The organism is Salisediminibacterium beveridgei, from assembly GCF_001721685.1.
Lineage (GTDB): Bacteria > Bacillota > Bacilli > Bacillales > Salisediminibacteriaceae > Salisediminibacterium > Salisediminibacterium beveridgei.
In genome coordinates, this window is record NZ_CP012502.1 from 2405383 (window position 1) to 2418992 (window position 13610).

13 protein-coding genes and 1 riboswitch are annotated in these 13610 nt (G+C 49.3%); of the genes, 2 read left to right on the forward strand and 11 right to left on the reverse strand.

Features of this window, described 5'->3' with window-relative positions; translation table 11 throughout:
* Positions 1–24 precede the first annotated feature (24 nt).
* From BBEV_RS11250 to BBEV_RS11275, 6 genes are all read right to left on the reverse strand, one after another.
* Positions 25–1032 (reverse strand): ThiF family adenylyltransferase, encoded by a 1008-nt coding sequence (locus BBEV_RS11250; RefSeq protein WP_069365566.1) that lies wholly within the window; start codon positions 1030–1032, stop codon positions 25–27.
* On the reverse strand, positions 1029–1796 hold the full coding sequence (locus BBEV_RS11255; protein WP_069366719.1) for a thiazole synthase: 768 nt from the start codon (positions 1794–1796) through the stop codon (positions 1029–1031). The genes BBEV_RS11250 and BBEV_RS11255 overlap by 4 nt, the downstream gene beginning before the upstream one ends.
* Positions 1797–1798: 2 nt before the next feature.
* Positions 1799–1999 (reverse strand): sulfur carrier protein ThiS, encoded by a 201-nt coding sequence (thiS, locus tag BBEV_RS11260; RefSeq protein WP_069365567.1) that lies wholly within the window; start codon positions 1997–1999, stop codon positions 1799–1801.
* Positions 1996–3063, reverse strand: a complete 1068-nt coding sequence (gene thiO / locus BBEV_RS11265) for a glycine oxidase ThiO (protein ID WP_069365568.1) — start codon at positions 3061–3063, stop codon at positions 1996–1998. The genes thiS and thiO overlap by 4 nt, the downstream gene beginning before the upstream one ends.
* Entirely contained in the window at positions 3051–3587 is a 537-nt protein-coding gene (locus BBEV_RS11270; RefSeq protein ID WP_198154991.1) for a thiamine phosphate synthase, read from the reverse strand. Before BBEV_RS11270 ends, thiO begins: the two co-directional genes overlap by 13 nt.
* Before the next feature lie 188 nt (positions 3588–3775).
* Positions 3776–3884: riboswitch (TPP riboswitch) on the reverse strand.
* A gap of 54 nt (positions 3885–3938) precedes the next feature.
* A complete protein-coding gene (locus BBEV_RS11275) occupies positions 3939–5012 on the reverse strand; it encodes an SDR family oxidoreductase (RefSeq protein ID WP_069365570.1) in 1074 nt (357 codons plus the stop codon).
* A gap of 196 nt (positions 5013–5208) precedes the next feature.
* Between BBEV_RS11275 and BBEV_RS17415 the strand changes: the two genes are divergently transcribed.
* On the forward strand, positions 5209–5385 hold the full coding sequence (locus BBEV_RS17415) for a hypothetical protein (protein WP_157100973.1): 177 nt from the start codon (positions 5209–5211) through the stop codon (positions 5383–5385).
* Positions 5372–6652, forward strand: a complete 1281-nt coding sequence (locus BBEV_RS11280) for a patatin-like phospholipase family protein (RefSeq protein ID WP_069365571.1) — start codon at positions 5372–5374, stop codon at positions 6650–6652. Before BBEV_RS17415 ends, BBEV_RS11280 begins: the two co-directional genes overlap by 14 nt.
* A 156-nt stretch (positions 6653–6808) precedes the next feature.
* On the opposite strand, the gene BBEV_RS11285 is transcribed toward BBEV_RS11280, so the two are convergent.
* From BBEV_RS11285 to BBEV_RS11305, 5 genes are all read right to left on the reverse strand, one after another.
* Positions 6809–9904 carry an AAA family ATPase gene (locus tag BBEV_RS11285; protein WP_069365572.1) on the reverse strand — a complete coding sequence of 1032 codons (3096 nt, stop codon included), beginning with the start codon at positions 9902–9904 and terminating at the stop codon, positions 6809–6811.
* Positions 9901–11058 (reverse strand): exonuclease SbcCD subunit D, encoded by a 1158-nt coding sequence (locus BBEV_RS11290; protein WP_069365573.1) that lies wholly within the window; start codon positions 11056–11058, stop codon positions 9901–9903. Before BBEV_RS11290 ends, BBEV_RS11285 begins: the two co-directional genes overlap by 4 nt.
* A gap of 275 nt (positions 11059–11333) precedes the next feature.
* Positions 11334–12038: an SDR family oxidoreductase gene (locus BBEV_RS11295; protein WP_069365574.1), complete on the reverse strand. Its 705-nt coding sequence runs from the start codon at positions 12036–12038 to the stop codon at positions 11334–11336.
* 84 nt (positions 12039–12122) lie between these two features.
* On the reverse strand, positions 12123–12302 hold the full coding sequence (locus tag BBEV_RS11300; RefSeq protein ID WP_069365575.1) for an SE1832 family protein: 180 nt from the start codon (positions 12300–12302) through the stop codon (positions 12123–12125).
* Positions 12303–12396: 94 nt separating this feature from the next.
* Positions 12397–13608, reverse strand: coding sequence for a PucR family transcriptional regulator (locus tag BBEV_RS11305; RefSeq protein ID WP_069365576.1), 1212 nt, complete (start codon positions 13606–13608; stop codon positions 12397–12399).
* Between the last annotated feature and the right edge of the window lie 2 nt (positions 13609–13610).

Sequence of the window (13610 nt, forward strand, 5' to 3'; positions counted from 1 at the left end):
ACAGGATCGCTTTCGCATGGGTGATCAACTTCCAATATAGCGCTGGTAAAGTGACAGGGCCGCTGCCGGCTCCTGCGTGTTGTGCACCAGTGCCCGTCCATCGTGAAAGAGGACGACCCGGTGTCCTTCAAGAATCACCTGCATCAGGTACGGATTTTCTTGAAGATCATAAGGAGCGAGTGTTTGCCGCAGTTCTTCAAAAGCGACTTGGCGCGCCGGTCTGATCTGCACCGTATCCCTTCCGCAGAGGACAGCCGTCTGTGTCCGTGCGCTTCTTTCCAGATTCGGATAAACGGGATCCTTGCCGCAGCTTGGACATTCGTCTCTTTTTAGACGGTCCACATCGATGGTGCGGGTTTCGTTACGCCAGATGTCGTATTGAACCAGTCCACCTCGGAGATGCTCTCTGGCTCCGGCCAGGAGCTTCAAGACTTCGGCGGTCTGATATGAAGCGGTCATCTGCACCGCCGGAGCGATAATCCCCGCAGTATCACACGTCTCCCCGCCTGGTGCGACCGTGCCAAGAATGCACTGCAGGCACGGTTTTTCACCGGGAAGAACCGTATAAGAGAGACCGTAGGAAGACACACAGGCGCCATAGACGAAGGGAATATTTGCTTTGAGACATGCGTCATTGATCACCATTCTGGTCTCAAAATTGTCCAGCCCATCCACGATGACATCGACGTGGTCATAAGATGCGAGGAGATCCGGCGTGATTTCACCGATTACACCGGTGATGTCGATCTCTGTGTTGATTTCTTTCAACCGTTTTTCTGCGGCAGCTGCTTTTGGCATGCGTTCTTTGGCATCCGCTTCGGTATAGAGTTGCTGCCTTTGCAGATTGGACGCTTCGACATAATCACGGTCAACGATGGTGATCTTGCCGACGCCCGCTCTTGTCAGCATCTCTGCCGCCGCACTTCCAAGCGCCCCTGCTCCGGCAATCAGAACTTCTGAATCTGCGATTTTTTTCTGACCGTCAGGACCGATGCCCGGGAATCGGGTCTGTCTTGAATACCGCTCCGTCATGAGGTAGGGCTCACTCCTTCAAGTGGACTGCTGGCCGTGGCCGTCATCTTTTTCGGGATCCGGCCGGCTTCGAAACCAAGGCGACCGGCTTCAACGGCCAGTTTCATCGCTTCTGCCATCTTCACCGGATCTTGGGCACGGGCGACAGCGGAATTGAGCAGCACGCCGTCTGCACCGAGTTCCATGGCGAATGTGGCATCAGCCGGGCTGCCGAGACCTGCGTCCACGATGATCGGCACTTCTGCCTGATCGACAATATGCCGAAGATTATACGGATTCACAATCCCGAGACCCGAACCGATCGGTGAGGCTGCGGGCATGACCGCGTGACAGCCCATTTCCTGCAGCTTTCTCGCCAGTACCACATCATCTGACGTATACGTGAGCACGGTGAAACCGTCCGCCAGCAGCTCCTCGGATGCTTTCAGCGTTTCCACCGGGTCTGGAAGAAGTGTTTTGCTGCAACCGATCACTTCAACCTTAATCATGTCGCACAGGCCCGCTTCTCTGGCCAGTTTGGCTGTCCGGACTGCTTCTTCTGCTGTAGAGGCACCTGCCGTATTCGGCAAGAGCTCAAAGCGGTCCAGATCGAGTCCCGCAAAAGCATCTTCTGCAGCGTTTTCCAACGACATGCGCCTAACAGCAAAGGTGAGTACATTCGTATTTGAAGCTTCCACAGCACGTTTTTGCACATCGGTGTTGTCATATTTCCCAGTTCCGAGCATCAGTCTTGAATTCAGTTTCTTTTCTCCAATTTTAAGCATCATTATCCGCCTCCTACAAAATGAACGATTTCAAGCTTGTCTCCATCTTTTACAGGCGTCATTGCCCACTCTTCTTTTTTCAGGATGGTTCCGTTATGCTCTACTGCAACCCTGCCGTTTACTGCACCGTATTGCGTCAGCAGCTCTTCGACAGTACCTCCTTCTTCAAGCGTCTCTTCCTTACCGTTAATGAGCAGTTTCATGATCGCACTTCCTCCTTTGAAAAAATCTTCAACTGATCCGGTTTTCCGTGTCCTGCAATCCAGTCTGCCAGAAGATTTCCGGTCAGTCCCGACAACAAAATCCCGTTTCGGTAGTGCCCGAGGCTGACAAAAAAGTTGTCTTCCCACTCCGAAACTTCCGGGATGCCACTTTTGTGCTGCGGCCGGATCCCGGACCAGGTTTCATGCACTGCAGCACTGGCCAGTTCAGGAACAAGGGTCACTGCCGCAGCAAGGAGCCTCGTCACCGCCGCTGCGGTGACATGTTCCGTCGTATCATGAGGTGTTTCGGATGCACCAATAATGATCCGCCCGTCTGCTTTCGGTACAAGATAGACGTCCTCGGTGACAATCGTTTCGGAAAAAGGCTGCTTCTCTGGCAAGAGAGCGACACATTCTCCTTTCACCGGGTAGACATCCGGTCCTCCGCCTGCAGGAAGTCCCGCCACACCCGGTGCCGCCAGGACCTTGTCTCCTTCAAAGGTTTCTGAGCCTGTGTGAACGCGCCAGCCAACAGCCGTTTTCGTATAGCCGGTCACTGTCGTGTCTTCATGAAGCTCGCCACCGAGATGCAATAATGAGCGCTTCATCGCTTCCGCTGACAGGCGGGCATCGACCTGGGCCTCTTCGGGAAAGTGCAGGATTGCCGACGCATCCGGAAGTAACGCATCCGGGGAATCGATCCACCTGCAAATGGCACCTGCCTTCTCGTGAGCTGCGGCAAGCTTTTCGAGGTCAGCCGCTTCCCGGTCGTCAAACGCAGCCCGGAAGGCCCCCTCTTGTCTGTATCCTGTGAAAATACCGCTCCAGTTTTCCAATTCAGCATGGAAGGTGTGCCAGTATTTCCGTGCATCCAGGGCAAAGGAAAGTGCATCTTCTCCTGTATGCAGTTCGGTCTGCGCCCCAAGCATGCCCGCAGCTGCGTGAGTGGCGCCGCGTCCTGTAAGCCCCTTTTCAAGCAGTGTAACGCGCATGCCTTTTTCCAGTGCATGAACGGCCGTTGATAATCCGATGATCCCGCCACCAATCACAATCAGGTGCTGCATGTCATCGCCTCCTCTCTCAGTTCGTACGCTGCACGTGCCGGATCGTCGCTTTTGAAAACGGCAGAAATGACTGCGATACCAGCAGCGCCGGTGTCCATCACTTCGCTCAGCATCCCCTGCTGAATGCCACCGACGGCAATAACCGGGATCTTTACAGACTGACAGATATCCTCCAATCCCTTTCGTCCGAGAATCGAGTTGACCTGTTTGGATAACGGATTTCGGAAAGGTCCTGCAATAACGTAAGTGGCACCCTCTTGTTCCGCTTTGATGGCCGCTTCAGGTGAATGAACGGATCTGCCTGCCATTTTCCTGTGAAAGGGTACTGGTTCAGGCAAATGCAGTCCTGAAGCGGATTTTTGTGCGCCCGGTGTTTTTGCGTTTATGAGAAGTGTTGTGTCCAGTCTCCATTCGGCTGATGTCCTGATCGTTGCGGCTTCAGACCAATCCGGTTCTCTCAGGTGAACGGCATCCAGCCAAGGTGCAGCCATCCCAGCTGCTTTTACAAATCCTGTTCGTGACATCGACCCTGTTGAAATGGCATGTATGAGCATGGTTCCTCCTATCTGATATAAAGAAAACTTGGCTTGTCGCCAAGTCTATGGCGGAAGCCTTAGTTGCACTTATACTTTAATCCTTTAACGAAGTTAAACTTTCCTAAAGTACAAAAAAGCGCTCTCCCAATAGAGGGAAAGCGCCAGAGTTTATAGATCTGTCTATCTGCTCACTTCCCTACGCCAGTGTTAACTGGATCAGGTTCAAGGAGTCCCGAAGTCTTACTCCGATCTCAGCCCTCTTAAAAGGCACCTCCAGTGAATCTATTTTGCTGTGATTTCATGGTACTAAATTGACCGTTTTGCGTCAACCGAAGCCCCTTATACCCGTTCCGGTTCGGAATGGCGGTTTCGAAAGCCGGACACGATCCGGTCAAGCATGTCCCGGTCCATCGCCAGACTGTTCAGATGCATTCGCTCCAGCAGCACCTTCGTATTCTTGTCCGCAAAGTCGATGGTCCGGTTCAAATACGGCTCAAACACAGCCAGCGGTTCATTCATTTTCTGCTCGAGTTTTGACAGCTGATCCGTCTCGTTAAATGGGATCCATTCAAGCTCTTTAAAATTGAATCCGTCCCGAATCGCCGACATGATCATGCCATTTGTCGGTGGAGACGGGTTTGTAATGTTGTAGATCGAGCCATTGCTGCTGTTTGTCAACGCACCGGTAATAATGTCAGCAACATAATCAACCGGTACGAGGTGGGTTTTGTCCTCTTCACTGATCACAATCTTAAATGAATCGAGTGTTGACTGGCGCTTCTTCTGCACATGCCGCTTCATCAATTCGACGGCACGCATCACGCCATAAAGACCGAATGTTGAGTCCGCTTCTCCGGTTTCGCTGTTTCCGACTATGATTGCCGGACGAAGAACGGCTACATGAAAACGGTCCTGATACGCCATGACTTCGTGTTCTGCATAGCATTTGCTTTCTTCATACGCATTGACAAAATCCCGGTTTTCCGGGGGATAGAGGGATTCAACTCCCGCATTGTCCATGCCAAGAGTATACGCTGTACTCACATGAAGAAAGGTTTTCACGTCCAGACGATCGGCTATGTGTAGCAGCTCTTTCGTGCCTTCATAATTGATTTGAAATACCCGGTCACGTTCTGAAGCGTCAAATGATAAATACGCGGCTGAATGAATCACACTGTCGATTTCGCCTGAAAGAGCCGTGATCCGGTTTTCTGTCAATCCGCCTGACGGTTTCATCAAGTCTCCGAACACAAATCGAACCGCTTTCTGTGTTTTGGAAGACAGTGTTTTCAGCCATTCGTTTGCCTTCGCTTCGTTTCGGATTAACGTATAAACGGTATGACCTTTTTGGGCGAGGCGTTCTGCAATATCGGTGCCCAGAAATCCGGTCGCGCCTGTTAATAGTACATTCATGAAGAAAACTCCCTTTATTAAACTCATTGCTTCGCTATCAATCAATGTTGATTTCACTAACTTCCGGCGGACGCTTATCTCTCGGGGGTCGCCGCCTGCGCTCATTCAATCCTGCGATCAACAACCATCTTTAACACAGCCAAATGCATAAAATGGCATGATAAGATTCATTACCCTTCATTCTACTAAATCATGCATGGCTGTCAATCAAAGTGGCGTTTCGCTGCTGATTGGAGAAATGTTTCAGGCTTTATTTGGATGTCATCCACCATCAGGTTTCATTTCCGTCAAAAGGGGTAGTGAAGTTATGCCTTTAACGCTGCTTTCAGTCTCGAAAAATAAAAAGGGGAGTGGTCATCATGAATGGGTTTAATCTGGCTTTTTCTGGCGGCGGTTTTCGTGCAGCTTTTTTCTGTCTCGGTGCCTATCGAAGACTCGTTCAGCTCGGGATACACGATCAGGCGAAAATGATCAGCACTGTGTCAGGTGGCAGCATAACCGCAGCAGTCATTATGAAAGAGCTGAGTAAAGGACCCTTTCATGATTTACACGATTTTGATGCTCGTGTGAAAACACCGATGAAAGAATTCGGCAGCAAAGGTTTCCGTAATAAAGTCATCCGTCATGCTATCCTTCCACCACGTTGGCCATTTTGGCCAGTTTTACCCCGTTCCAGATTCAGCAGGCATGCCCCCATCACACTTGAAAAGACTTTACTGAGTAAATTACTGATGGACGGTGAGAGCAGGAATGGGTTGATGATGGACCAGCTCCCCCCACATCCTGTATGGATTTGTAACGCTACAAATCTTCACACTCTGAAAAGAATTTCCTTCAGCAGAACAAAAATCCGTGACGAAGTTTTCGGAGATTCCCGCGATGTATCGGATATTTCCATCGCTCAGGTCGTTGCTGCTTCAGCTGCTTTTCCGTTGCTGTTTGACCCGATAAACCTGAATGTGAAAGATCGCTCCTTTGATAAGACCAAAAAACAATATTCATTTTTCCGGCTGACTGATGGAGGCGTCTATGACAACCTCGGTTCAGAAGAATTTCTGACGAAAACCGATAAGCAATTGAAAAATCCTGAGCCGTATATGATTTTCGACGCTTCTGCACGGCGAAAGCCATGGAGCAGTGACAAAAGAGTGACCTGGACTGAAAGGCAGTTAAGAGTATTGAGCGTGAGTATGGATCAAGTGGCGGAATTAAGAAAGAAACTGATCCGAAAACATGATTCCAAAGGGGTTCAATTGCTCAATGTTGAAACGATCAATGAAAATAAATGGTTTCAGACGAACTACTGGCAACATTATTTTAAGCTCAAAGGGGTAAACCGCCATCTCGATCTTCCTTCCTATCCAGATGATTACGCTGATATCGAAAGAATGCTCGCCGATGTGCGGACAGACTTGGATAAATTCAGCGAGATCGAAATGGAGATGCTCATGTGGGCAGGTGCCTTGAGAGCCGATCTTGGATCCAAGGTGCTGTTTTCCGCTGAAGAATTTGATAAGATGCCTCTAAAGGTCCCCCGTCATGAGGTACCGGATATTGCAGATTACAACCCTGGGAATCTGAATTTAGAAGCGATACGAAATGGGCTGAAAAATTCACACAAACGTCGGATCATAAGATGATCAAGTGAAGACAGGACAGTTCAGCGGACACAAAAAAGTGACTGAGATTTCTTGTACTTCAGGAAAGTTTACATTCGCAACAGGATTAAAGTATCAGTGCAACTGAGGCTTTCGCTACTGAAACCAGGCGACAAGCAAAGTTTTTAAAAAAGCGGGTCAGGATACGATGAATCGCGTTTGACTGTACCCTTCAGGTGTTTTCTTCACCTCGAGGATCGCCGGAAAGACGGTTTTCATTTCCTGGACGTGGGAGATCACGCCGATGGTCCGACCCGATTTCTGCAGGTCAATCAGGGTATCCATTACCTTGTGAAGCGATTCTTCATCAAGGGAGCCGAAGCCTTCATCGATGAACATCGTATCGATGACCACGCCGCCCTGATAGCTTTGAATCACATCAGACATGCCGAGAGCGAGGCTTAATGACGCATTGAATTTTTCCCCACCGGAGAGGGTCTTTACGTCCCGGTTTTGTCCGGTGTATGCATCATACACATCGAGACTTAAGCCGCTTTGTTTTCCCCGGCTTTCCTGACGGTCGCTTCTGACCAGATGGTACTGGCCATTTGAGATCCGGTAAAGCCGCTGATTGGCAGCAGTGATGATATGCTCAAGAAATTCGATTTGAATGTAGCGTTCAAACGAAATCTTACTGCTGTTCTGTCCACGGATCATATCGTGAAGGTCGGCAACCACCTGAAAGTTCTCTTCTTTTTCCTTTGTGTTTCTGATGGCTTCTGTGATGTTTGTCATCGCATGCTTGATTTGGGTGGCCAACTCCGACGTTTTCGTCCACTGCCTGTTTGCTTCTTCAAGCGCCTTCTCCGCGCTTTGAAGTTCGTCTTCCATCGCTTTCAGATCTTTTTGTTCTTGCCCTGTCAGTTCTTTGTTCAAATCAGCCACTTGCTGGGTCAGGCTTTGCAGATGGCTTTGATGTGTTTCGATTTCCTTTTTCAGACCGTGACGCATTTCCTCAGCCATGACTGCACTGCGGTAGTCTTCTTCTGACTCGAATCCGGCTTTTTTGATTTCGTTTCTGAATTGATCTTCAGCTTTTTTCGCATTGGTTTCACTGTCGTTCAGCTGACTCTTTGCCCCTTGAAGAGCGGTTTTCCGGGAGGTTTCTTCCTGGGTGGCATCCGAAAATGATTTTTGCGCTTGGTCCCAGGCCTGATCCAGTTCTTTTTTCTTGGCTGTCAGCGCCTGAATCTTTTCCTCCATCGCTTTCAGGCTTCGGAGGTCTTCCGGGATTCGGCTGATATTGGTATCATACTGCGCCTGTTCGGTTGCGTATTTCAGTTCAAGCTCTTGCAACGATTTTCGCCGTTCCTGAATCGTTTCTGTCAGTGTCGAGAGTTCTTTCTCCTTCGTTTCCCGTTCCTGGCGCTTCTTCTTCAGCCGTTCTGCTTTGTCATTCAGCCCGTTGATCTCCTCTTTCAGTGCACGAGCCTCTTCAAGATATGCATCAAATTGTGCTTTCGCTTCTGATAACTTCGTGAATTCGAAAGCGTCCAAATGCATTTTGTCGGCTTTGATGGCCTCTCCCTTACTTTCCAGGGCCGCTTTTTCACTCAAATAGACTTCATGGGCTTTGTTCAGAAGGGCTCTCGCCTCATCAAAATCGCTTTTTGTCGGCACTTCATCCTGATGAATCGCTTTATCCGGATGCCCGGTGCTGCCACAAACCGGGCATGGTTCCCCGTCATGCAGATGTCTTGCAAGTACCGTTGCCTGGCCTTTAATCCAGCGCTCCTCGAGCCGATCAAACTGCTTCTTGTTGGCTTCATAAGCGGCATAAGTCTTCTTAAGATCATTTTGCATGACCGTATAAGCCTCACAGCCGTCCAGATAGGAGCGGAACTTCTTGCCGGTCTCTGTCATGTCCTTGTACTGATCCTTTTTGGCCGATAGCGTTTCCGTTGCCTGCTCATCTTGTGAGATGACCATTCGCAGCTGTTCAAGATCCTGTTTCAGCTGGTTTTGCGCTGTTTCGTTTTCACCGAGAACGGATTGTTCCTGCTTCAGTTTCTCATTCAAATGCTTGAGCTGATTGATCTGCCGGTCGGCGTTTTCCACAATCGGAAACAGCTCCTGATAGTGATTGAGATCCTGTTGGGTTCGTTCCCGTTCAGGCTGCTTCTCTTTTTCCTGATTGTATCGAGACTCTGCCTCTTCCCGCTGTTTCACGGCAGCCTGTAACTGATCTTCAGCCTGCTTCAACGCTTTCGTTTTGGCTTCTTTGTCCTTCATAGCGTCACGGTGGTAGGTTTCATAAATGGCAATCGTCGCTGCTTTTTCAGCCTGCTCGAGCTGTTTCTGTTTCACGTTCATTTCAGGCTGTTTCTCCTGAAGCTCTTTCAGTGATTCTTCTTTTTCCTTGAGCTGATCAAATTTCGCATTGATTTGCTTTGCTTCATGGTAGTCACCGAACATCTTATCGTAGAATTTTTTACGCTGATCGACCTCTTCTTTGAATGTTTTTGCTTCTGTTTCATAATGATGATGCTCCGAGTCGAGTCCGTCCAATACCTGATCCGGATTCCAGTGCTCCTGCTTGAATACGTCCGTCAGCCGGGATTCATCACGGTCCGGAATGGCTTCCTGGATATGCGCCAGGTGCTGCTGCATCCGGTCCTGAGCGAGGCTCAGCTCCTTCTCGGCTTCGGTCCGCTTGGCTTTCATTCTCGTCGTGAACCACTGATACGGCTCGGTGCGGAAAATTTTCCGCAAGATGGCTTCTTTATTATCGGTTTCGGACGTCAACAGCTTACGGAACTCGCCCTGAGGGAGCATCACGATCTGCTTGAACTGATCTTCTGTCAATCCAACAAGTGCCTGTACCTTGGTATTGATTTCACTGACCATCTGCCGGTCCACACAGGGAACTTCCCCGTCATCTGTCTGTTCATAAAACTCATACTTCTCCCCCGTGGCACTCTTATTGCCTTCTTTCACATGGGCGAGCTGTCTGAGGAGGCGGTACCGTCTTCCCTGGAGTTCAAACTCGAATGCCACGCTCGTATGGACATCATCGGATGCGAAGTGGCTTCGCATCATCCGGATTTCCCCGCGGTCCTCACCGCTTGCCGATCCGAACAGGGCGAAGCAGATTCCATCGAAGAGGGTTGTCTTCCCGGCACCGGTATTGCCGGAGACGACAAACAGTTTATGTTCCTTCAGTTCTGTAAAATCAATGATTTCCTGGTCTTTATACGGACCAAATGCCGTCATGGTCAGTCGAATCGGCTTCATTGTTCCCGCTCCTCTCTGGTGAATTCTTCAAGGAGTTCTTTGAAAATGTCTTCGGCACGTCCGGTCAGTTCCTTCCCTTTCACTTCCTGATAGAAGCCTTTAAACAAGGACAGGTGATCCATCTGATGGCGCTCTTTGGTGGAGGCCGGTGTGAGGGATGCGTGCGGCATGCTCTTCATCTCCCGCTGCACGTGCAGGGCGTTCGGGAACACGGACCGGATTTTTTCCATGGGGGATAAGACCGGTGTGTCATCTGTCAGATGGACGAACACATAATCCTCGCTCGGTTCTTTCTCCAAAAGCTCATCAAGACTCCCTGTCAGAATCCGCAGATCCCGCCTCGGAGTGAGGAACCGTTTTTCTGAAGTCACTTCTCCTGAAGCATCCAGTTCAACTGCAAAAAACCCTTTTTTGTGCGTCTCTTCAGACGACGAATATTTCAGGGGTGACCCGGCGTAACGGATCGCATCGTGTTTGACAAGATGGGCCTGGTGGAGATGGCCGAGGGCGGTGTAATGGAAGCCGCTGAAATGCTCGGAGGATACGTGTTCAGCGCCGCCAACGGACAGGGTCCTTTCTGACTCACTGGTGTTCTCTTTCGCTTCACCATGAGGCGTAACAAAGGCGTGCCCCACAAACACATGCCGGGCATTCGGATCCATCTTTTCCTTGATCAGGGTTGTGATCTTCGCCATGGCATCGTTGTGTGACCGGACCTCGTCATCCCCGGTGAGCTGGCGGATCTGGCTCGGGTCGGCGTAAGGGACAAGGTGAAAATGGACTTCTCCGTATTCGTCATTCAGAATCACCGGCTCCATCGATTCACTCAGCTGACCTGTCACGTGATAGCCTTTTGCTTCCATGATGCTGCTGGCAAAGTTCAGCCGGCTCGGACTGTCGTGATTTCCAGCAATCGCAATCACCGGGGTGTTCAGCGTCAAGACGAGGTGCCCGAGGACGTCATCAAGGAGGTTCACGGCCTCCGTAGGCGGGACTGCCCGGTCATATAAATCCCCGGCAATGATAATGGCGTCGGGCCGTTCGTCTTCGACAGCTTTAATAAATTCGTCCAGTATGTAGGCTTGATCCTCGGTCATATGAATCCCTTGGACCAATTTTCCCAGGTGCCAGTCGGCGGTGTGAAAGAGTTTCATTTGGCCATCCCCTTTTTTGCAGCGTTTGATACCCTGATTATACCAAATACAGGACTGGTATAACATCCAGGACAGGAAGAACCCCTCGCACGTCGCGAGAGGTTCAGGCGTTGCTCGGATATTATGAAAATTGCTGACAAATCAGCGGAGTTGCTGAGATCGTGACCCGGTTGCTCATAAATCATGGATGTTGCTCACATCTGTTTGGACTAGCTCACATAGTCAAAGAGTTGCTCAGATCATCGAAGACTTGTTCACATCCAGTTTCATGAATTTCACACTGGGCGAACGGCAATTTCATTCACATTGACATGATCCGGCTGGGTCAGGGCGTAAATCACCGCATTGGCAATGTTTTCAGTCTCCAGCTTCTTGCGGTCACCCCACGAGTATTCGGCAGTGAGGTCCGTTTCCACCATCCCCGGTGCAATGTTCGTTACGCGGATACCGGTTCTGGCCAGTTCTTTTTCCAGACCGGCAGAAATGGCACGGACGGCAAATTTCGTCGCGCTGTAGACCGTGCTGTTCTTCGACACTTCTAGCCCGGCAACTGAACCGACGTTGACGATATGGCCGCTTGAGCGTTCCATCATTGCCGGAAGTACGGAATTGATGCCAAAGAGGACACCTTTTATATTCACGTCGATCATCGTTTCCCAGTCATCCACTTGTCCAGCGGATACTTGTGACGACAGCATATGCCCGGCATTGTTGACGATGATGTCCACCTGCCCGAATTGTTTTTCTGCCCGTTCGATCAGCGATTCAATATCGGCGCGGTTCGTCACATCCGTCTTTACGCTAAGCGCTTTTCCGGCCCCTTCGCGAAGAATATCCTTTTCGACCTCGGCAAGCTTTTCAACTCTGCGTCCAGCGAGCACCACGTTGATGCCTTCCGCTGCAAGTGCCTTGGCAATGCCTGCACCTATACCTGTACCTCCGCCGGTGATGACGGCTGTTTTACCTTTTAATTCTGTCATGAACGTTCATCCTTTCTTGCTGTATCGTTTGAACACTCTATTCTTTATCCTTGAACAGGGTTGTTCAAACCTCGCTGCACGCAATCAGAGCTTTGCGCGTTTTTCGTTCAGTTCAGCTAATTCGCTTTCAATGGCGGCGAGCCGCTTCTCCAACGGGTGCATATTCCCGCCGCCGACACTTTCAAGTTTCTCCAGGTTGTGCTGCAGCTGCATATATTCATCCTTCAATTCCATGATCATCCCATCGATCTGATCTTTATCCATGTGTCAACATCCTTTCTTGAGTCATCAATTGCACCTACAGTGTACCAAAAAACGGCACCTGCTGGAATTCAGCTGGTGCCGCAGTTCAAGAAGATCATCGGGAATTTCGGATTAAATAAGCGATATACAATTCAGCAATATCCTGATAATTTTTTAGATCGACTCTCAAAAGGGATTCAATCTTATTTAACCGGTATCTGAGTGTGTTCGGATGAATATGAAGCGACGCCGCACATGATTTGATGTTCCCGTTATTCTCGAGATATTTTTCCAGCGTACTCGTCAAGTCTTCCCCGGTTTCGGCATCGAAATTGATTAACCCGGACAATTGCTCTTTTTGGTAGTCCGCAAGCAATTCATAGCGCAAATGGCCCAGCAGCTTGATGATGCCTAGGTCATCATAATGGATAATCTGATTGCTGATTGTATCTTTTTTCCCAAGTTTAATGGCCATTTTCGCTTCCTGATATGTCCTGTATAAATAGAGGGGTGAGGGATAGAAGTGTCCGGTTCCGATTATCAAATGATGCTGATTGTCAAGGGATGACAAATGGATTAACAGTCTGTCCGAAATCGTTTTGGCATCCACCGCCGCCGTTTCAAGCTGTTGATTGACAGGCTGGTACAATAACGTGAGCTGACGATCAAAAATAACGGTGATCACGTTCATCTTCTGTTTGATAAAAAAGAGCTCAGCGTATTTTTTGATCAGTAAGAGATCTGCCTGTGCCGTGTGATGCTGGATGATCATCAACTGATACCCGTTGGTGAAATTCCATCCCCAACGCTTCGCCTGTTCATTCATCTCCAGATACGAGTCAAAGTGATTGTGCAATAAATCAAATAAAAACTGTTTTTGATAGTCCTGATCGTTTTCCTGCATTTTGATTTCACTGATCACCCATGGAATCAGGATATCGGAAAATGTCTCGATGAACCGGGATTCTTTTTCGGTCAAAGCCGATGTATGAAGAATGAACAAATAACCCACTGCCCGTTCACGATACAAAAGACCTTTGACCGACAGTTGAATATCCGCATCATAAATGGGATGAATTGATTTTGTTTTCACAGCTTTCTCAAGAAGATTCCCTTTATTACTGATATGTTTCAACGTATCTTCAAATGCGATCGTTTCACTTTGATCCGTTTCAAACAGCACATCGAATCGATCGGTCGTTACGAGAAACTGGATGCCGGCAACGTCTTTAATGATTGTAAGAAATCGATCCATCCCTGCCTGGTTCAATAAACCGAGCGGGACTTCAGGGTATTCATTCAAAAATAGTTCCTGGTCTGTATTCATGG